This is a genomic window from Pandoraea pulmonicola (assembly GCF_000815105.2).
Taxonomy (GTDB): domain Bacteria; phylum Pseudomonadota; class Gammaproteobacteria; order Burkholderiales; family Burkholderiaceae; genus Pandoraea; species Pandoraea pulmonicola.
In genome coordinates this window covers 4,574,835-4,595,222 of record NZ_CP010310.2, presented here as the reverse complement: position 1 = coordinate 4,595,222, position 20,388 = coordinate 4,574,835, and the positions used below count along the sequence as shown (strand labels likewise).

Annotated in this window: 14 protein-coding genes and 1 riboswitch; of the genes, 7 read left to right on the top strand and 7 right to left on the bottom strand. The window is 65.7% G+C overall.

Annotated features, from left to right (window positions below):
• The first annotated feature begins 351 nt into the window (after positions 1 to 351).
• Entirely contained in the window at positions 352 to 1,428 is a 1,077-nt protein-coding gene (locus RO07_RS19615; protein WP_039405045.1) for a hypothetical protein, read from the top strand.
• Positions 1,429 to 1,581: 153 nt separating this feature from the next.
• On the opposite strand, the gene thiC is transcribed toward RO07_RS19615, so the two are convergent.
• Positions 1,582 to 3,498 (bottom strand): phosphomethylpyrimidine synthase ThiC, encoded by a 1,917-nt coding sequence (gene thiC / locus RO07_RS19610; RefSeq protein WP_039405044.1) that lies wholly within the window; start codon positions 3,496 to 3,498, stop codon positions 1,582 to 1,584.
• A 73-nt stretch (positions 3,499 to 3,571) separates the two neighbouring features.
• Positions 3,572 to 3,670: riboswitch (TPP riboswitch) on the bottom strand.
• Positions 3,671 to 3,861: 191 nt separating this feature from the next.
• Positions 3,862 to 5,418, bottom strand: a complete 1,557-nt coding sequence (pdxR, locus tag RO07_RS19605) for a MocR-like pyridoxine biosynthesis transcription factor PdxR (RefSeq protein ID WP_072637104.1) — start codon at positions 5,416 to 5,418, stop codon at positions 3,862 to 3,864.
• A 210-nt stretch (positions 5,419 to 5,628) separates the two neighbouring features.
• Here pdxR and RO07_RS19600 point away from each other — a divergent pair, with 210 nt between their 5' ends.
• Positions 5,629 to 6,084: a carboxymuconolactone decarboxylase family protein gene (locus RO07_RS19600; protein WP_039412940.1), complete on the top strand. Its 456-nt coding sequence runs from the start codon at positions 5,629 to 5,631 to the stop codon at positions 6,082 to 6,084.
• Between the two features lie 49 nt (positions 6,085 to 6,133).
• Here RO07_RS19600 and RO07_RS19595 read toward each other — a convergent pair whose 3' ends face one another.
• Positions 6,134 to 7,795 (bottom strand): hypothetical protein, encoded by a 1,662-nt coding sequence (locus tag RO07_RS19595; protein WP_052266737.1) that lies wholly within the window; start codon positions 7,793 to 7,795, stop codon positions 6,134 to 6,136.
• A 401-nt stretch (positions 7,796 to 8,196) separates the two neighbouring features.
• Between RO07_RS19595 and RO07_RS19585 the strand changes: the two genes are divergently transcribed.
• The gene (locus RO07_RS19585) at positions 8,197 to 9,048 is read left to right on the top strand and encodes an OXA-62 family carbapenem-hydrolyzing class D beta-lactamase OXA-156 (RefSeq protein WP_052266736.1); all 852 of its coding nucleotides are present in this window, start codon (positions 8,197 to 8,199) and stop codon (positions 9,046 to 9,048) included.
• A gap of 76 nt (positions 9,049 to 9,124) precedes the next feature.
• Here the strand turns inward: RO07_RS19585 and RO07_RS19580 are convergent, their stop codons facing one another.
• Positions 9,125 to 9,418 carry a hypothetical protein gene (locus RO07_RS19580; protein ID WP_039405041.1) on the bottom strand — a complete coding sequence of 98 codons (294 nt, stop codon included), beginning with the start codon at positions 9,416 to 9,418 and terminating at the stop codon, positions 9,125 to 9,127.
• Positions 9,419 to 9,666: 248 nt separating this feature from the next.
• The gene (locus RO07_RS19575; protein WP_039405039.1) at positions 9,667 to 10,602 is read right to left on the bottom strand and encodes a LysR family transcriptional regulator; all 936 of its coding nucleotides are present in this window, start codon (positions 10,600 to 10,602) and stop codon (positions 9,667 to 9,669) included.
• A gap of 231 nt (positions 10,603 to 10,833) precedes the next feature.
• Between RO07_RS19575 and RO07_RS19570 the strand changes: the two genes are divergently transcribed.
• Entirely contained in the window at positions 10,834 to 11,919 is a 1,086-nt protein-coding gene (locus tag RO07_RS19570) for a bile acid:sodium symporter family protein (protein ID WP_039405038.1), read from the top strand.
• A gap of 241 nt (positions 11,920 to 12,160) precedes the next feature.
• Positions 12,161 to 13,639 (top strand): DEAD/DEAH box helicase, encoded by a 1,479-nt coding sequence (locus RO07_RS19565; protein ID WP_039405034.1) that lies wholly within the window; start codon positions 12,161 to 12,163, stop codon positions 13,637 to 13,639.
• A gap of 120 nt (positions 13,640 to 13,759) precedes the next feature.
• Here the strand turns inward: RO07_RS19565 and gluQRS are convergent, their stop codons facing one another.
• Together gluQRS and RO07_RS19555 are read right to left on the bottom strand one after the other, a co-directional pair.
• Complete coding sequence (gene gluQRS / locus RO07_RS19560) at positions 13,760 to 14,662, bottom strand: tRNA glutamyl-Q(34) synthetase GluQRS (RefSeq protein ID WP_039405032.1); 903 nt, start codon at positions 14,660 to 14,662, stop codon at positions 13,760 to 13,762.
• Between the two features lie 59 nt (positions 14,663 to 14,721).
• Positions 14,722 to 15,594 carry a sulfurtransferase gene (locus RO07_RS19555; protein ID WP_039412934.1) on the bottom strand — a complete coding sequence of 291 codons (873 nt, stop codon included), beginning with the start codon at positions 15,592 to 15,594 and terminating at the stop codon, positions 14,722 to 14,724.
• 187 nt (positions 15,595 to 15,781) lie between these two features.
• On the opposite strand from RO07_RS19555, the gene dnaE reads away from it, so the two are divergent.
• Positions 15,782 to 19,363: a DNA polymerase III subunit alpha gene (gene dnaE, locus RO07_RS19550; protein ID WP_115089061.1), complete on the top strand. Its 3,582-nt coding sequence runs from the start codon at positions 15,782 to 15,784 to the stop codon at positions 19,361 to 19,363.
• A gap of 154 nt (positions 19,364 to 19,517) precedes the next feature.
• On the top strand, positions 19,518 to 20,369 hold the full coding sequence (locus RO07_RS19545; RefSeq protein ID WP_039405026.1) for a glycosyltransferase family 2 protein: 852 nt from the start codon (positions 19,518 to 19,520) through the stop codon (positions 20,367 to 20,369).
• The last annotated feature ends 19 nt before the right edge of the window (positions 20,370 to 20,388 follow it).

Sequence of the window (20,388 nt, the reverse complement as noted above, 5' to 3'; positions counted from 1 at the left end):
GCCGGGCCCGGCGTGTGCGGCGAGCAAGCATTGCCGCCTACGCCTGTCCGCGAAGTCTCGCGGGTTGCGTCAGCCGTCGGCTGTATCGCCTGTCCAATAGCATGCCATAACTTCGGGGCGCGCCGATACGCCCGCCCAGGCCACCGTTGCACCGCCGCACGCTGCCTCCCGGGCCCTGCGGTCGGGCGGATGGCCTGTCTACTTCCGGGCGGTGGCGTGTACCTGCCGCGCGTTCGGCGGCGCAGAAACGATAATCGCCGCCGCCACGCTCGGGCATCGTGGATCCGCTTCGACATGCGGTCGAAGTCGCGGTGAATCATCGCGTTCACGCCACTTTCCGAGGACGACATCATGCACAACTATCCGATCGGTCCGGGCAACATGGCCAAGCCCGACCTGGGCAGCCTCGATCTTTCGCTCGACAAGGTGAAGTGGGAGAACTTTCCCCTGATACGCCTGGCCAACAGCCTTGCCGGCAGCGCGAGAGGGCTGGTCACGGAGCATCTTTGCAAGCCCGTGACTTGCCTTCCGACGACCGAGCTGTGCGACGATTTGTGTAAAGTCTCATCCGCAAATGCGCCGGAGCCCAGGCCGGGCAACGCTCCCGCGCCCGCCGGGATGGACGGCAAGCCCGGCGATCCGCTTTCCATCCTGAGGGCGGAGCTCGATCCCGAAGGGCGTGTGCCTGCGAAGGCGGTGCTATGTCCGTCGGCGCTGCAGACGCTGTTTGTCTGCGCGGGCGAGCGACGAGGCAACGCGCGTGGCAATGCCGGTGACTTCGCGCATCATCCCGTCGCGATGCCCGATTCTCGCAGCGAAGGGGCGCAGATCTGCGCGTCCGTCATCGAGGGCGCGTTGCTCGGCACCGACGGACGCAATGCCACCGTGCCGTTCGAGGTCGGTCTGACCGATGTCACGCGGACGGTCGCGGACACCGCACGCCGCTGGACGGGCAAGTCGGGCCTGGTCGGCAAGAAGGAATGGATCCACGCATGCCAGGTCCACCAGCCTGCGGAGGGATTCCTTCGCGACGTGAACACCCGCCTGCAGGCGAGCCACCGGGCACTGCCGTCGGCGGACGCGACCGCGTGGCTGTTGCGTGTGGCCTTCTCCGACGCGATGCCGATGCATCAGGCGACGGTGCGCGACGACCTGCCGGCATCCGCGGGCCTCGGCACCGACGAATGGGCGCGGTGCGCGCTCGGTATCGAGCAACTGGGCGACCAGCACTGGGGGATGCGGCATCGCGACGTGGTGAATGCCGCCAAACTGCCGGCGACGGACACGCAGGCGTTCGTCGCGCTGGCGACTTCCATCTCGACGCTGCGTCCCGACTTGGCGGCGCTTCGGTTGCGCAACCGGCTCACGGCGCTCGGCGTGCCGACCGCGGAGGCGGCCACGACGCCCGACGCGTCAAAGCCTGCCTGAGTCGCCCGCACCGCGCGGCACTGCCGATTGTGTCCGCCGGACGCCAACTCCCGAGGGGAAACGGAAACGCCCGCATCGCTGCGGGCGTTTCTTCATGCGGGCGAGGCGAGCGGCGGGTCACACACGGTGAGCCAGTCGTTCGCGATTCGCGCCTCAGGTGCGGCGATAGATCTCGGCACCGCTCTTGACGAACTCGACGGCCTTCACTTCCATGCCTTGCTTGAGCGCAGCCTCGTCGGTAATGCCTTGCTTGGCGGCGTAGTCGCGCACGTCCTGCGTGATCTTCATCGAGCAGAAATGCGGCCCGCACATCGAGCAGAAATGCGCCACCTTGGCGGAGTCCTTCGGCAGCGTTTCGTCGTGGAATTCACGCGCCTTGTCCGGGTCGAGGCCCAGGTTGAACTGGTCTTCCCAGCGGAACTCGAAGCGTGCCTTCGACAGCGCGTTGTCGCGAATCTGCGCGCCCGGGTGGCCCTTGGCGAGATCGGCGGCGTGGGCGGCGAGCTTGTACGTGATGATGCCTTCCTTCACGTCGTCCTTGTTCGGCAAGCCCAGGTGCTCCTTCGGCGTGACGTAGCACAGCATGGCCGTGCCGTACCAGCCGATGGTCGCCGCGCCGATGCCCGACGTGATGTGGTCGTAGCCGGGGGCGATGTCGGTCGTCAGCGGGCCGAGGGTATAAAACGGGGCCTCGTCGCAGTACTCGAGCTGGAGATCCATGTTCTCCTTGATGAGCTGCATCGGCACGTGACCCGGGCCTTCGATCATCACCTGCACATCGTGCTTCCAGGCGATCTGCGTGAGTTCGCCGAGCGTCTTGAGCTCGGAGAGCTGCGCTTCGTCGTTGGCGTCGTAGATCGAGCCGGGACGCAGGCCGTCGCCGAGCGAGAACGCGACGTCATAGGCCTTCATGATTTCGCAGATCTCTTCGAAGTGCGTGTACAGGAAGCTCTCCTTGTGATGCGCGAGGCACCACTTCGCCATGATCGAGCCGCCGCGGCTCACGATGCCCGTCATGCGGTTGGCGGTCATCGGCACGTACGCGAGGCGCACGCCGGCGTGGATCGTGAAGTAGTCGACGCCCTGCTCGGCCTGCTCGATGAGCGTGTCGCGGAACATTTCCCACGTCAGCTCTTCGGCCTTGCCGTTGACCTTTTCGAGCGCCTGGTAGATCGGCACCGTGCCGATGGGCACCGGGCTGTTGCGCAGAATCCACTCACGCGTTTCGTGAATGTGCTTGCCGGTCGACAGATCCATCACGGTGTCGCCGCCCCAGCGGATCGCCCACGTCATCTTGTCGACTTCTTCGCCGATCGACGACGTCACGGCCGAGTTGCCGATGTTCGCGTTGATCTTCACGAGGAAGTTGCGGCCGATGATCATCGGCTCCGATTCCGGGTGGTTGATGTTGTTCGGGATGATGGCGCGCCCGCGCGCGACTTCGCTGCGCACGAATTCCGGCGTGATCTCGGCGGGGAGGCTCGCACCGAAGTGCTGGCCCGGGTGCTGGCGCGAGAGCAGATTGGCGAGACGCTCGCCCTGCGGACCGGCGCGGCGCACGCTCTCGATGTATTCCTGACGGCGCAGGTTTTCGCGAATCGCGATGTACTCCATCTCGGGCGTGATGATGCCCTGACGCGCGTAGTGCATCTGCGTCACGTTCTTGCCGGCCTTGGCGCGGCGCGGCGTGCGGTGCAGGCCGGGGAAGCGCAACTCGGCGGTGGCGGCGTCGGCGGCGCGCTCGCGGCCGTAGGCCGAAGTGAGTCCAGGCAGCGCTTCGGTGTCGCCGCGCTCGTCGATCCAGGCGGCGCGCAGTGCCGGCAGCCCCGAGCGGATGTCGATCTTGGCGTTCGGATCGGTGTAAGGACCCGACGTGTCGTAGACGAAGATCGGCGGGTTCTTCTCGCCGCCGAAGCTCGTCGGCGTGTCGGCTTGCGAGATCTCGCGCATCGGCACGCGGATGTCGGGGCGCGAGCCGCTCACGTAGATCTTGCGGGAATTGGGCAGCGGTGCGATCGCGGCTTCGTCCACGCGCGCGTTGGCTGAGAGGAACTTCGGATTGGCGTTCATGCAATGTCTCCTGGCGGGGCACGTGTTGACGCCGACAAATTCGGCGCAAAGCGGCTCAGGAGCATGAACGGGGGCGAGTAACTTCTACGCTCCCTGCGCTGGCATTATCCAGATCAGGTTCTAAGGGTATTTCTCACCCACAACTCACGTTGCAGGACCCCTGCGCTAGCTTTGCGGCAACGATACACCGACTCGACCGGCCAGCACAAGCACGATGTGTCCCGAAAAACGTGAACGGCACCATGGTGCGTTGCGGCATGGCGCTTGTGTGCACCGGACAGCGAGACGGGTGTCGACGAGCGCTCATACGTCGACCGTGCACCGATCACGCATCGGTTTTCGCGCCGCGCCATGTCGTTGGCCTTATCCGCCCGCGCGGCGGCGATCGTCGTCGTCGAAGGCCCGTGCAAGGCGCTGTGCCACGTCGTCGGCGCTCGATTCGTCGACGTTCGTGAAGCTCATCACGAGCGCCGGCGGCATCGCTCGTGCGATGCTGAAGAACGACAGTGCTCCGGGCGCGAGCCCATGCCGGGCCGCCGCACGGCAGATGCCGCGATCGTCGCGCGTGGCTTCAAGCCAGCCGAGCAGATGCATGCCGCCGGCTTGTTGCGCCAGATCGATGCGGCCTGCCAGGCGCGCGCGCAACGCTTCGGCGAGCGCCGTGCGGCGTTCCCCGTAGCGTTGTCGCATGCGTTTGATGTGGCGGCTGAAGTGCCCCTGCGTGATGAAATCCGTCACCGTGGCCTGCTCGATCCAGCCCTGCGCCGGCGTGGTGAGCGCCGCGTTGGCGGCAAACGCATCGCACAATGCCGGGGGCACCACCAGATAGCCCAGCCGCAGCGCGGGAAACAGCACCTTGCTGAATGACCCCGCGTAAAGCACGCGCTCGCCGCCGTCCAGGCTCTTGAGCGCGGGCAGCGGCGCGCCGGTGTAGCGGAATTCGCTGTCGTAGTCGTCTTCGACGATCCACGCGTCGCGCGCCTGCGCCCAAGCCAGCAGCGCGAGGCGGCGTGCGAGCGGCAGTGTTACCGACAGCGGCGACTGGTGCGATGGCGTCACGATAGCGAGTCGCGCGTGTGGGGCGGCCTGCTCGCCCGCCGCGACGTCGAGCCCTTCCCGATCGACCGGCACGGGCACGAGCGTCGCGCCTGCCATGCGCAGCGCTTCGCGCGCGCGGAAGTAGCCGGGGTCTTCGCACCATATGGCATCGCCCGGGCGCAGCAGCACGCGTGCGATGAGCGCCAGCGCGCCCTGGTAACCCGCGGTGACGACGATTTGCCCGGGCTCGCAACGAATGCCGCGCGCGATGGCCAGATAGCCGGCGATGGCCTCGCGCAGCGGCGCCCAGCCGGTGGCGTCCTGGTAGTGCAGGCTTTCCGGGGCGAGATGGCGCGCGTGACGTGCCGCGAGCCGCGCCCACAGCTTGCGTGGGAATTCGTCGAGCGCGGGCATGCCGTTTTGCAGCGGGAGCGGCATGCCCGACGCGCTTATCGGGATATGACTGGGGTTGTCCACGGGATGCAGTGCCGTCGCCTTGCCAGCGGAGACGACTGACGCATCTGGTGAACCGTCCGCCGTCTTGTGCGACGCCGAGGGGAAAACCCTGGCGGCGGCGCCAAGCCGGGCGGCGTCCAGCTGGGGATTGACGCGGCTGCCGGCGGCGCCGTGTCCGATCACGAAGCCCTCGGCGACCAGCCGTTCGTACGCGGCCTCGACCGTACCGCGTGCCACGCCCAGTTCGCTGGCGAGCGCGCGTGTCGAGGGCAGGCGCGCGGCCGGGGCGAGCTTGCCGGACAGGATGCCGTCGCGGATACGCTCATAGAGCGCGCGATAAGTCGGTACACCGGCGGTGTGCGCGGCGTCCGCCAGATGCAGCGCGGCAAGGGCCGGCGAGTCGGTCGGGCTGGGGTTGTCTGTCATGGCGCAGTGCCTCGCGTGGCGGTCCACGCCGGGGCGTCCTGGCTTGGACCGGTGTGGCCTGAGATGACCAGGATTGGCCTAGCGATTCTATTCTGTTTTGGCTCTTCTCTATAAGACAAGGCGGACGTATCGTTAGCGATGTCAACGGGAGGCCACCGCACTTGCGCGCCGAATCCGCGGCATTTTACGAACCGACTGGAGAATCGACTCATGATGCGTCTCAACTACGTCAAAGCATCCCCGCAGGCCTACGAGCAACTGGGCGCCCTGAGCGCGTACTTCCACGACTGCGGTCTGCCCGACGGTCTGGTCGAGCTGGTCTGGCTGCGGGCCTCGCAACTCAATGGCTGCGCATTCTGCATCGACATGCATGTGACCGACGCGCTGAAAATGGGCATCGAACCGCGCCGTCTGCATCTGCTCGATGCATGGCGCGAGACCGAGCTGTACTCGCCGGCCGAGCGTGCCGCGCTGGCCTGGACCGAAGCCGTCACGAACGTGCAGGATGGCCACGTGCCGGACGCCGTCTTCAACGACTTGCGTGCGCACTACGACGACAAGCAGATTGCCGACCTGACGTTTGCGGTCGCGACCATCAACGCGTGGAATCGTCTGGCCATTTCGTTCCGCTCGCCGTTGCCGAAGACGCCGCAGGGCGTGCGCTGAACCGTACGGGCAGGGGGCGCTTGCCCGTTCCCGAGGGCGGCGCCGGGGCTCAGCGGGCGAGTCGGACTTCGCGCTGGAATTCGCGCGGCATCAGCCGCAACGCGTCGCGGAAAAAGCGCCGGTCGGGCGGCGGCAGTATCGGCAGCACACGTCCCAGCGAACGGGCCGCGTGCAGTGCCTGTGGCGAGTCGCCGTCCTGATGCAGGGCGAACCACAACATCTCGAACCATAGATTGGCGAGCTGCAACGGCTCGAAACGAACGCGTCCGTCCTCGTGATCGGCCAGCGTCGTCGCCACCACGTCCGTCCACTGCCGGAACCCTTTGGCGCGCGAGAACGGCGCACCGAACGGCTGTACGGCGTCGAGAAAGGCGTCCACCGTCAGCGGCGTGCTCGCGCGCAGCGTCGCGAGGTCGGGATCGCGCCGCGCAGGCACCCCGCCGCGCGCAATGCGCAGTAAAAAAACCGTGTTCCACACGGAGTTGCCGCCCACGCCGAAGCGATCGCAAATCCACTCCGACAGACCGATCCAGCGCAACGATTGCCGTTGCACCTCGGTGACGGCGAGCCGCCTGCCAGGGTCGATCAGCGCCTCCTGCCAGAACAACCACAACGACAGTCCGATGTTCGCCGCGACGTGCTGCGCCAGCTCGATCGAGTCGGCTTCGAATGCGGCTTGCAGCGCATCGGAAAACGCGGCGAGCGCGTCGGCGGCCGACTGCGCCCGTATGGGCATCGGCCCGGGACGCGCGGCACGCGACTTGTGCAGTAGCGCTTGCAGATTGCGGGTCTCGAAGCGAATGCGCGGGTTGTAGACGAGACAGGGGGCAAGCGACGGGTCGTCGCCGATACGTTGCAGATGCGCGAACGCGCCCGCCTCATCGCGCAACGCGTACGCCTGCCATGCCTGCACGATCCAGTGCATGGCACGCAATGTCGGCGAACCCGGCTGATTCGCATGGAAGGTCGCCGCCAGCGTGGCGAGCGAGCGCTGCGTGCGAGCTCCGTCGCCCATGCGGCGCCACACAAGGGTCTCGGCAAGCAGCGCGATGCCGCGCTGCACGTCGTCGACGGCGCACACCTGGGCCGCGTGAAACGACGGAATGGCGCCGGTGCGCTGGCGGCGGGCCTCGCCCGGCGATGGGGCTTCCGGTGCGAAGAACACGCCGTCCTGCATATCGCGCTTGCCGAGTGTGAGGTGATGCCAGAATGCGATGTCCTGCATGACGTAGTCGAGCGCGGGCGATGGCTTGCCCTGGGCGGTGTCCTGCGGCAGACCGAGGAAGGCCGCGATGTCGCGGCGCGGGTCGTCGGGCGGCGTGTCGCCGACCATGACGGCGATGCGCGACACGTCGTGTGCGGCAAGCCAGAACGGTCCCTTGCTGCGTCCGCGCGTCGGCAGCAGACGCACGTCCGCCTGCCGGTCGTCGCCCCAGCCGACGGCCACGCCCCAGCGTGCGAAATCGGCGAATGCGCGGCTGATCAGCATGCGCAGGTCCCCCGCGGCGCCAGACTGCCCGAAACGGATCTTGAGCGACGCGAGCGAGACGGGCGCACTTTCGTAGCGCGCCGCGAAGTAGACGCGCATCAGCAACCACAGGCTCTGATATCGCACCGGCTCGCCGCCGACTTTCTGCGGTGCGTCGAGGCGTACCAGCAAGCGCTCGCGGGTGTCGGCGGGAGACTGGCGCTGCGTGAGCGGGTCGGTCATGGCGGTACGTGTCAGCTAGGGGGTTAGGCAATGTTGAAAAGCAACAGGCGACGACGTGCGACGGCGTGTGACGACGCATGCGGCTCGCGACAGCGTGCATCGACGTGATGCCATGGCACGCTCAACTGGTGTTCCGCCCGTGCACCATCCGCGCCGACGCGCATCGGCAGTTGGCTGCTGCCGTCGCCGAACGCCTCCGCTGGACGGACGCCCGAGGCAGTCCACATTCGCCATTGCGACCGATGATACGGTGGTTACGAAAGTTACGGTAGCGATACTTTGCATCTGCCGAAACGCACACTATGCTGCAAACGCTTTCGAGAGAGGTGCCTGGCCAGCATCGTCGACAGTGTTCCAGCCAGTCATCTTGATCTGGCACCCACCGAACTCAGGATAACGAAATGAAAAAGACATTCTCCCGCTGGCGGCGCGGCGCGCTCGTGTTGCGCATCCTTGGCGCGCTGGCCTCGCCCGTGGTCTTCGCAACGCCGGGGCATGCCGCCGAACCCGTGCGTCCCCCTTCCGTACATATCACCGAGCGGGCCGATTGGGGGAAGTACTTTGCTGATGAAGGCGTCAAAGGCACCGTCGTCGTGCTCGACGGCCGCACGCAGACCTATCAGGCGTACGACGCCGCGCGCGCCGAGCGGCGCCTGTCGCCGGCATCAACCTACAAGATTTTCAACAGCTTGCTGGCGCTCGAATCGGGGGCGATCGACAACGAACGCGAAGTCATTCCCTGGGACGGCAAGCCGCGTAGCATGAAGGCGTGGAACGCGGCGCTCAACCTGCGGGACGCGTTCCGCGTGTCATGTCTGCCTTGCTATCAGATCCTCTCGCACAAGATCCCGCGTCAGTATGCGCAGGCCAAACTCAACGAGGTGGGCTATGGCAATCGCACGATCGGCCACGCCGCGGACACCTATTGGGTCGACGACAGCCTGCAGATTTCGGCGCGCGAACAGGTCGACTTCCTGCAGCGTTTGGCGAAGGGCACGCTGCCGTTCTCGGCGCGCTCGCAGGACATCGTGCGGAACATCTCGATCGTGGAAGCGAATGCCGACTACGTGCTGCACGGCAAGACGGGCTGGTTCACCGACAAGAAGCCCGACATCGGCTGGTGGGTGGGTTGGCTCGAGCGTGACGGCAACCTCACCATGATCGCCCTGAACATCGATATACAGTCGGATGCCGACGGGCCGAAGCGCGTGCGCATCGTCCGAAGCGTGCTCAAGGATCTGAAGTTGATCTGACGGATTCGAAGTGTCGACGTACTGAACGAAAGGCCCGCCATGGCGGCGGGCTTTTCCGGCTTGAGCGCCGAAGCGTTCAGCGAAGTCGCGAACCGATGAGGCAACCGAGCGCGAGCGCAGCCATGAGGACGGTGACACAGGCCGACAGGCCGCCGGCAAGCGCGAGGCCGGTCGCGGCGAAGCCGTGCGCCAGAGTGGCCGCGGGTGCGAGCAGCGCGGCGCTGACTACGCACCAGCGCATGACGTATCGCCACATGAAGCGACTTACGATCCGCATGCGGGCGTCGAGTTGATGCCGCTGCCAGAACGACAGATCGGCCGCCGCGTGGAAGAGCCACAGCGGGCTGAAGTATTTGATGAACAAGTCCATGACGCCGCATCGGAAACACAATGCCCGCAAGCCGCGGGCACGGCGTCGAAGCGCGATCGACCGGGCAAGCGCTCTTGTCCTTGTCGCACCTATCGTACCTTCCCCGCCCGGGGAGTCGACGCCCCATCATTGTAGCAGGTGACCACTCACTTCGAGACATCGATGCCTCGCTGCGATTCGGCTGATTTCGTTGAATTTCTTGCAACTAGACGAAAAAACACCGATATCCGCCGGTATTTCCCATGATGTCAGGCTTTGCCGGTTGATTGGCCCGACTGGGGCGTGCCGGCCGTGATCTGCTGAATGAGTTCCCAGACGGATTGCGCGGCGGGCGAGAGCGTCCGGTTCTTGCGGCGCACGAGCATGATCGTGCGGTCGACCTGCGGCACGAGGGGCAGGGCGGCGAGGCGCTCGTCATTTTCCGGCATACCCGGCATGGTCGGCAGCGCCAGCGCCGGTACGATGCTGATGCCAATGCCCGCCTCGATCATCCGAAACACGGTGACGGCGTGCCCGACCTCCTGCACCACCTGACAATACGCGCCGTGCTCGGCCAGCGCGCGGTCGATGAGCGGACGGCTGCCCGATGCGTAATCGAGCAGCACCAGTTTCTCGCCGTTGAGCTCCTTCCATGTCACCTGCGTCTGCCGGGCGAAGCGATGTGAGCGGTCGCACACCACGAGGAAGGGCTCGACCATGATGGGCTCCCCGACCAGATCGTCGGTGCCTTCCGAGGCGACGATCACCCCGAAGTCCACCTCGCCGTGGCGCACGCTGTCGGTCGCGAGCGTCTGCACCTGGTCGCGCAGCATGAGGGTGATGTCCGGGTAGCGGGCCGCGCACGCCGAGATGCACTCGGGCATGAGGTTGGCCGAAATGGTCGGTGCGCTGGCCACTCGCACCCGCCCGCGTCGCTCCTCGGCCAGGCCGTGCGTGTCGCGCAGGGCGCTCTCCAGATCGTCCAGAACCCGGGAGAGCGTGGCGGAGAGGCTAGCGCCCACTTCGGTCAGCGTGACTTCGCGGGTCGTGCGGTCCACCAGCTTGAGACCGAGTTCCTGTTCAAGTTCGCGGATACAGCGGCTGACGGCCGGCTGAGTGAGGCCGATGTCCTCGCCGGCACGGCTGAAGCTGCCGTGCGCGGCCACTGCGAGGAACACCTTGAGCTGGCGCAGCGAGATATTCATGCGTAATTGGTATGAATAAATTTTTTAAATGAATTTGTATTTTAACTGCCCTTGCGCTCTAATACGTAAAAACCCGTATCGCGAGCACACACTTCCGGTTCTGTTCGATCGCCCGTCGATCGACGACGGTACCAACGGTAACGCCGGTGGCCCCCATGCCGCGGCGTCGAGCGGCTTGCGGACGGGCTTTGTCTTTTCTATTGCATTCGACTGCAGCATTCGAGATCGACGATGTCCAGACCGCGTTTCCTTCCCGACAATTTCACGTTGATGCTGGTGGCGACCGTCGTGCTCGCCAGCTTCCTGCCGGCGCACGGCGAGGGCGAAGTCGCCTTCAACCTGCTCACCAACGTGGCGATTGCCGCCTTGTTCTTCCTGCACGGCGCGAAGCTCTCGCGCGAGGCCGTGCTCGCCGGCGCCACGCACTGGCGCCTGCACCTGCTGGTGTTCGCCAGCACGTTCGCCGTGTTTCCGATCGTGGGCATGGCGCTCAAGCCGGTGCTCTCGTGGACGGTCACGCCCGAGCTCTACCTGGGCATTCTGTTCCTGTGCACGCTGCCTGCCACGGTGCAGTCGGCCATCGCCTTCACGTCGATCGCGCGCGGCAACGTGCCTGCGGCCGTTTGCAGCGCATCGGCGTCGAGCCTGTTCGGCATCTTCATCACGCCGGTGCTCGTGGGTCTGGTCGTCGTGCATCACGACGGCAACACCGGGGCGTCGCCGTTCGACTCGATCGGCAACATCATGTTGCAACTGCTCGTGCCCTTCATCGCGGGGCAACTCGCGCGCAAGGCCATTGGCGGGTGGGTCGAGCGCAACCGTGCGCTGCTCAAGTTCGTCGATCAGGGCTCGATCCTGCTGGTCGTCTACACGGCGTTCAGCGAAGCCGTGAACACCGGACTGTGGCATCAGATCCCGCCGCTCGCGTTGCTCGGACTGCTCGGCTGCTGCGCGGTGATCCTGGTGATCATGCTCGCGTTCACGACTTATTCGGCGCGCTGGCTCGGTTTTTCGCGCGAGGATGAAATCACCATCGTCTTCTGTGGCTCGAAGAAGAGCTTGGCGAGCGGCATTCCGATGGCGAAAGTGCTGTTCGCCACCGGGCCGCTGGGCGCGATCGTGCTGCCGCTGATGCTGTTCCACCAGATGCAGCTCATGGTCTGTGCGGTTCTCGCACAGCGCTACGCCAGCCGCCAGCGCGCCGCGCAGGCGGGCAAATCGGCCAACGCCGGGGCTGCCAAGCTGACCGGGCGCGACGGTAAAGCCGGCAAAACGCGCGAATCCGAGAAGCGTGCAAACGCCGGCGCGGGCCGCTGATACGGCCCTGCCGGGGCGACTGTCACACGTTGGTCTCGCGCAAGTGTTAGAATCGCGGTTGTTTCGCTTCTTGACGACCACCCTGGTCCGGCGGTGCCCGACGCTTCTGTCCCCTGACAGGCCCCTCTTGCGCCAGCCCCGAGCATGGCGCGCAGCGCCCCTTGAATCTTCGCGAGTGAGCTTTGATGCGGAATCCTTCCGCGTGGCGGCCCCCGTTTTTTAAAAGAGATGTCCCTTCATCATGGCTGATGTAAATGCTGTTCCGACCCCCGGCTTCGATAGCTTTGGGCTACATGCGGACATCTTGCGGGCCATTGCCGAGCAGGGCTACACCCAGCCGACGCCGATTCAGGCGCAGGCCATTCCGGTGGTGTTGTCCGGTCGCGACGTGATGGGCGCCGCACAAACGGGGACAGGCAAGACCGCGAGCTTCTCGCTGCCGATCATCCAGCGCCTGCTGCCCGACGCCAACACGAGTGCATCGCCCGCCCGCCACCCGGTGCGCGCGCTGATCCTCACGCCCACGCGCGAACTCGCCGATCAGGTCGCCGACAACGTACGTCTTTATGCGGCGCACACACCGCTGCGCAATACCGTGGTGTTCGGCGGCGTCGACATGAATCCGCAGAAGGATGTTCTGCGCCGCGGCGTCGAGATCCTGATCGCCACGCCGGGCCGCCTGCTCGATCACGTCGAGCAGAAGACGGTGAATCTGAGCCAGGTCAAGATGCTCGTGCTCGACGAGGCCGACCGCATGCTGGACATGGGCTTCCTGCCCGATCTTCAGCGCATTCTGAATCTGCTGCCCAAACAACGTCAGACGCTGCTGTTCTCGGCAACGTTCTCGAACGAAATCAAGAAGCTCGCTTCGAGCTATCTCACCAACCCGGTCACCATCGAGGTCGCGCGTCGCAATGCCACGGCCGACACGGTGGAGCAGGTCGTCTACGAAGTGGATGAAGACGACAAGCGCGCAGCCGTGGTCCAGATCCTCAACGAGCGCGACCTCAAGCAGGTGATCGTGTTCGTCAACAGCAAGATCGGCGCGAGCCGTCTGGCGCGTCAGCTCGAGCGCGACGGCATCGTGACGGCGGCCATCCACGGCGACAAGTCGCAAAACGAGCGCATGCAGGCGCTCGAGGCGTTCAAGCAGGGCGGTATTCGCGCGCTTGTCGCCACCGACGTGGCGGCACGCGGCCTGGACATCTCCGATCTGCCGGGCGTGATCAACTATGACCTGCCGTACAACCCGGAAGACTACGTGCACCGTATCGGGCGCACGGGTCGTGCGGGTGCGTCGGGCGAGGCGCTGTCGCTGTGTGCCCCGGATGAGCGCAAGCAACTCGTGGAAATCGAGAAGCTGATCAAGCGCGAGCTCAAGCGCGGCGAATTGGTACTCGAGCGCCGCAGCCGTTCGCGCGACGACCGTGGCGATCGCTACGAACGCAGCGATCGGAGCGAACGAAACGAACGCCATGGCCGCCATGAAGGCTTGCGCGCAAGCCGCGGCGGCGGCACGGCGCCGCGCCGCGTGCGTCCGGAGGACGAGTTCTTCTACAAGCCGTACGAACCGTCGCCCTCGGCGGGGCAGTCGCAGCGCGACGCGCATTCGCAGCCGGATGCCGGCGCACCGACCGCGTTCGGCGCGATCCCGGAGAAAGCCCCGAAGCGGCAGGTCGCCGCCTTGCTCGCCGGTTTCCCGCGTAAGGCGAGTCACTGACGAGGCAAGCCGCGCGCCGGGCATTTTGGCGCGTCGAAACGAAAAAGCCAGCGTGAATTGCGCTGGCTTTTTCATTGGGGACGGTCGGTTGCGAGGGGGAGCGGCGAGGAGGCTGACCGTTCAGCGTCCGTGTTGTACGCGTTGCTCACGCCACGCGGCCGTGGCCGCAGCGAAGAAATCGTCGCGATGCGAGATGTCGGCGAGCGCCGCTGGCAATCCGAGATGCCGGGCCGACGCCTTCAAGGCGTTCAGCACGGCTTCGGGGTTGTCCAGTGCGAGCGGCGCCGCGCCGTTTTGCTTGCTGAGCTTTTCGCCATCGTCTGCCATCACCAGCGGCACATGCAGGTAGCGGGGCGTCGGCACCTCGAGGCACTGCTGGAGATATATCTGGCGCGCCGTCGAATCGAGTAGATCGGCGCCGCGTACGATGTCCGTGATGCGCTGATCCTCGTCATCCACGACCACGGCCAGTTGATAGGCCCATTGCCCGTCCGCGCGTTTGAGCACGAAGTCGCCGACTTCCGTCGCGAGATCCTGCGTCTGCGCCCCCATCCAGCGATCCTCGAACGTCACGCGCGCCGCAGCGCCATCGGGCACGCGCAGACGCCAGGCGCGCGCGGGTCTGCCGTGCAGCCCATCGCGGCAGGTGCCGGGGTAGGCTAGCGTGCTGTGGCGTGCATGGACGCGCGTGAGCGAATCGGCGATCTCGCGGCGCGTGCAGCCGCAGGGATACACCAGTCCGCGGGCGGTGAGCGAGGTGAGTGCGGCGTCGTAGAACGCGTGGCGCCGACTTTGCCATGCGACGGGCTCGTCGGAATGCAGACCGAGCCGGGCAAGGGTGACGAGAATGTCATCGGCCGCGCCAGGAACGCAGCGTGGCTCGTCGAGATCTTCCATGCGCACGATCCACACGCCATCGTGCGCGCGCGCGTCGAGCCAACTGGCCAGTGCGGTGACGAGCGAGCCGCGATGCAGCGGCCCGGTGGGCGAGGGGGCGAAGCGGCCCCGGTAAGTCCGTGTCATGGGATCTCGTGCCTCGCTGGACGCCGGCGCTTGCATCTCGGCGTGACGACGTCAGGCCGTCATCGAGCGGCGGCAGCCGGGGTGGCGCCGGCCGCACCACGCTCGCTGCCGACACAGGCCGGGCAGTGCTCGCCCTCGACGTAGTCGGGGCTGCGCTGATCCTCGACGGTCACCACGGCGCGGCAGGCGAAGCACTGCCTGGTCGCCGAGGGCGCGAGCTCGGGCGTGAGCGCCGTGCGGTAGTCGAAAACGAAGCAGTCGCCCTGATAGTGCGCGCCACCCACGTCCTCGAAATATTTCAGAATGCCGCCGTCGAGCTGATACGTATGTTCGAGGCCGATGTCGCGCATGTAGATCGCCGCCTTCTCGCAACGGATGCCGCCGGTGCAGAACGAGACGATGGTCTTGCCCTCGAAGTCGGCGCGATGCGCGGCGATGACGTCAGGGAATTCAGAGAACTTCGTCAGCCGGTAGTCGACGGCATTGTCGAACGTGCCGACATCCACTTCGAAGTCGTTGCGCGTGTCGAGCATCACGACGGGGCGGCCGTCGTCGTCGTGGCCGGCGTCGAGCCAACGCTTGAGCGTGGCGGGGTCGACACCCGGTGCGCGTCCGTCGGCCGGCTTGATGACCGGCATCTTCATCGTGATGATCTCCTTCTTCGGGCGGACCAGCATGCGACGGAAGGGCTGCGTGTCCGACAGGCTTTCCTTGACCGCGAGGTCGGCGAAGCGGGCGTCGGCGCGCAGGCCGGCGAGGAAGGCGTCGATGGCCTCGCGCGCGCCGGCCAGGAACAGATTGATCCCCTCGGGCGCGAGCAGGATCGTGCCCTTGAGGTCGAGCGCCTGGCAGCGTTCGAGCAGCGCCGGACGCAGGGTCGCGATGTCGTCGAGCGTGACGAACTTGTACGCAGCGATATTGACGATGGACATGGCAACGGGAAAACGCAAAAGCGTGAAACGATAATCCGCCATTATCGCCGATATCGTGCCGACTCGCCCCGATTCGAGCCCGAACCGCCGTTGATCTGGCGCAAATTCGCTCCACCCCGGAGCGCCCGGCTTCCGTTGCCGATTCACGAACATCCGGACGCGATCAAGGGGAGGGCGTCGCGGTACAATACCGGCCATGTCAGAACCCCGCTTCGTCCACCTCCGTCTTCACTCCGAATATTCGATCGCCGATGGCATCGTGCGGCTCGACGACATCGTCAAGGCCGCCGCCAAGGACGGTCAGGGCGCGCTCGCGCTGACCGATCTCGCGAACATGTTCGGCGCCATCCGTTTCTACAAGGAAGCCCGCGGCAAGGGCGTCAAGCCGATCATCGGCTGCGACGCCTGGATCACGAATCCCGCCGATCGCGACAAGCCGACGCGGCTGCTGCTGCTCGCGCGCAACAAGCAAGGCTATCTGAACCTGTGCCAGTTGCTTTCCAAGGCGTGGCTGGGTAACCAGTGGCGCGGGCGCGCGGAGCTCGAAGCGTCGTGGCTCCAGGCGGACGGTCTCGCCGCCGGCCTGCTGGCCCTGTCCGGGGCGCAGATGGGCGATGTCGGCGCGGCGTTGGCCGCCGGCAACCCGGCGCTGGCGCTGCAGTGCGCGCAGCACTGGGCGAGCGTATTTCCGGGGGCGTACTACATCGAGCTGCAGCGCACGGGCCAGCCCGGCATGGAAGCCTACGTGCAGCAGGCGGTGCAACTGGCCGCGAAGGCGGGCCTGCCGGTCGTTGCCACGCATCCGATCCAGTTCATGACGGCCGACGATTTCACCGCGCACGAAGCGCGCGTGTGTATCTCGGAGGGCGAAATCCTCGGCAATGCACGACGTGTACGCCGCTTCACGCAGGATCAGCGTTTCCGCACGCAGGACGAGATGATCGCCGCGTTCGAGGACGTGCCGTCGGCGATTGCCAACAGCGTCCAGATCGCCAAGCGGTGCAACGTCACGCTCGAGCTCGGCAAGCCGAAGCTGCCGCTGTTCCCCACGCCGGACGGCATGTCGCTCGACGACTATCTCGTGCATCTGTCCAAGGAAGGGCTGGAGACGCGTCTTGCGCAGCTCTTCCCCGACGAAGCCGAGCGCGACAAGCAGCGCACCGATTATTACAAGCGGCTCGACTTCGAGACCGGCACGATCATCAAGATGGGCTTCCCCGGCTACTTCCTGATCGTGGCCGACTTCATCCAGTGGGCGAAGAACAACGGTGTGCCGGTCGGCCCAGGCCGGGGCTCGGGGGCAGGCTCGCTCGTCGCCTACGCGCTCGGCATCACGGACCTCGACCCGCTCAAGTACAACCTGCTGTTCGAGCGCTTCCTGAATCCGGAACGTGTGTCGATGCCCGACTTCGACATCGACTTCTGCCAGGACGGGCGCGATCGCGTCATCCAGTACGTGAAGGAGAAGTACGGCGCGGACGCCGTGTCGCAGATCGCCACCTTCGGTTCGATGGCGGCCAAGGCGGCCGTGCGCGACGTCGGCCGTGTGCTCGATCTGGGCTACAACTTCGTCGACGGCATCTCCAAGCTGATTCCGTTCAAGCCGGGCAAACTCGTCACGATCGACGACGCGCTCAAGGAAGAGCCGCAACTCGCCGAGCGCTATCAGACAGAAGACGAGGTCAAGCAGCTCATCGACCTGGCGCAACGTGTGGAAGGCCTCACCCGTAACGTCGGCATGCACGCGGGCGGCGTGCTGATCGCCCCGGGCAAGCTCACCGACTTCTGCCCGCTCTACACGCAGGGCACGGGCGAAGACGCCAGTGGCGTGGTGAGCCAGTACGACAAGGACGACGTGGAAGCCGTCGGCCTCGTGAAGTTCGACTTCCTGGGCCTGACCACGCTCACGATCCTGAACTGGGCCGAGCGCTACATCAAGCGTCTGCATCCGGAAATGGCGGACTGGTCGCTCGATCAGGTTCCGCTCACCGATCCGGCCGCGTTCAGCATCCTCAAGAAAGCCAATACGGTGGCGGTGTTCCAGCTGGAAAGCCGCGGCATGCAGGGCATGCTCAAGGACGCACAGCCCGACCGCTTCGAGGACATCATCGCGCTCGTGGCGTTGTATCGCCCAGGGCCGATGGACCTGATTCCGAGCTTCTGCGCGCGTAAGCATGGCCGCGAGAAGGTGGAATATCCGGACCCGCGCGTCGAGCCGGTGCTCCAGGAGACCTACGGCATCATGGTCTACCAGGAGCAGGTGATGCAGATGGCGCAGATCATCGGCGGATATTCGCTCGGTGGCGCCGACCTGCTGCGTCGCGCGATGGGCAAGAAGAAGGCCGAAGAAATGGCGCAGCACCGCGAGATTTTCGCGCAGGGCGCTGCCAAGAACGGCCTCTCGCGCGAGAAGTCCGACGAAATCTTCGACTTGATGGAGAAGTTCGCGGGCTACGGCTTCAACAAGTCGCACGCGGCCGCGTACGCCCTGCTGGCGTACTACACCGCATGGCTCAAGGCGCACCATCCCGCCGCGTTCATGGCCGCCAACATGAGCTTGGCCATGGACGACACGGACAAGGTCAAGATTCTTTACGACGACTGCCTGGCCAACGGTCTGGGCGTCCTGCCGCCGGATGTGAACGTCTCGGCCTACCGTTTCGAGCCGGCCGACACGAAGACCGTGCGCTATGGTCTGGGGGCGATCAAGGGCAGCGGTCAGTCGGCCATCGAAGAAATCCTGCGGGCGCGCGAAGGCAAGCCGTTTACCGATCTGTTCGACTTCTGCGCGCGCATCGACCGCCGCGTGGTGAATCGTCGCACCATCGAAGCGCTGATTCGCGCCGGTGCGTTCGACTCGATCCACGACAACCGTGCACAACTGATGGTCTCGGTGCCGCTCGCGATGGAAGCGGCCGAACAGGCGAGCGCGGCGGCTAATCAGGTGAGCCTCTTCGATCTCGGCGACGAGAGCCTGCAAGCGCCGCTGGAACTGGCGGACGAGCCGGCATGGACCGACAAGCGCAAGCTGCAGGAGGAAAAGCAGGCGCTCGGTTTCTACCTGTCGGGGCACATGTTCGATTCGTACGCGGAGGAAGTGCGGCGCTTCGTGCGAACGCGCATTCGCGACCTGTCCGACGGACGCGACAAGCTCGTGGCCGGCGTGATCTCCAGCTTGCGCACGATGATGACGCAGCGCGGCAAGATGGTGATCGTGCAGCTCGACGACGGCACCGGCACGCTCGAGGCCACCATCTTCAACGAGCAGTTCGAGGCGAACAAGCACCTGTTCAAGGAAGACGAGTTGCTGATCGTGCAGGGCAATGCGCGCCCCGACAGTTTCACGGGCGGCTTGCGTTTCACGACGGAAAGCGTGATGGATCTCGGCCGGGCGCGTGCGCGATTCGCGCGCGCCCTCAAGCTCTCGTTCAACGGCAATGCCGACTGGACGCGCCTTCGCGCCACCCTGCAACCGCACTGCACGATGTATCGCGTGGCGGCCACGACGAATGCCGGCAACGGGTTCAATGGCGGCGGTGGCGGCGGGTATAACGGTGGCGGTGGAGGTGGCGGCTTCGGGCGCCGCAATGGCAACGGCAACGACGATGGCGACAAGCAGACCGGTCTGCCGGTGCATATCGTGTATCGCCGTCCCGACGCCGAATGCGAGTCGCGTCTGGGCGACGACTGGAAGGTGCAGCCCGGCGACGAACTGCTCGGCGAACTCCGCCAGTGGCTCACGCCCGATTCGGTACAGGTGATCTACTGAGCGGGCGCGCGTCGCGCCTCGTTCGGGCGGTATGCATGGTGCGGCCTGCGCGACCGCTTCGCCGGTATCGCGTCGATGTCACGAGTGACTTCATGTCATAACCCCGGTGGGCGGCCCGAGGCCGTTCCCCGGACGATCCAACAGGGAAATCCCGATGTTCTCCATCATTGTTCCGACGTGGAACAACCTTGCCTTGCTGCAGCTGTGCGTGCGCAGCATCCGCCGGAATTCGAGCCGGCCGCATCAGATCATCGTGCATGTGAACGACGGTTCGGACGGCACCCTCGACTGGGTACGCGCCGAGGGGATCGAGCACACGGCGTCGCCGGACAACATCGGGATCTGCTACGCAGTGAACCAGGCGGCAGCGCTGGCGCGCGAGAAGTACATCGTCTATCTGAACGACGACATGTATTGCTGCCCGGGCTGGGACACCGCGCTGCTCGACCGGGCGGAGGCAATGCCCGACAAGGCGTTCATGCTCTCGGGCACGATGATCGAGCCCGTCGACACGGGCAATCCGTGCGTGCTGGTGCAGGACTTCGGGCGCGACGCGGATACGTTCGACGAGCAGGCGTTGCTCGCCACGGTGCCGACCTACCGCAAGCCGGACTGGTTCGGCGCGACCTGGCCGCCGACGCTCGTACATCGCGACTGGTGGTTCCTCGTGGGCGGCTACAGCACCGAATTGAGCCCGGGCATGAGCAGCGACAACGACTTTTCGATGAAGATGTGGGGCGCTGGCGCGCGCCGGTTCATCGGTGTCGGCGCGAGCCTCGTGTACCACTTCCAGTGCAAGAGTACCGGCAAGGTCGTGAAGAACGACGGGCGCACGCAATTTTTGCGCAAATGGGGCATGACGCAGTCGATCTTCGACCGTTACTACCTGCGTCGCGGCAAGCCGATCCCGGTGGGAAGCGACGGCCGTCTGGCCGAGCCTGTCGACGACGGGAAGCTGCGCTGGGAACTGTTCCGCTCGCGCGTGAAGCGGGCGCTTGCCAAGTAACAGCGGCCACGGATCCATG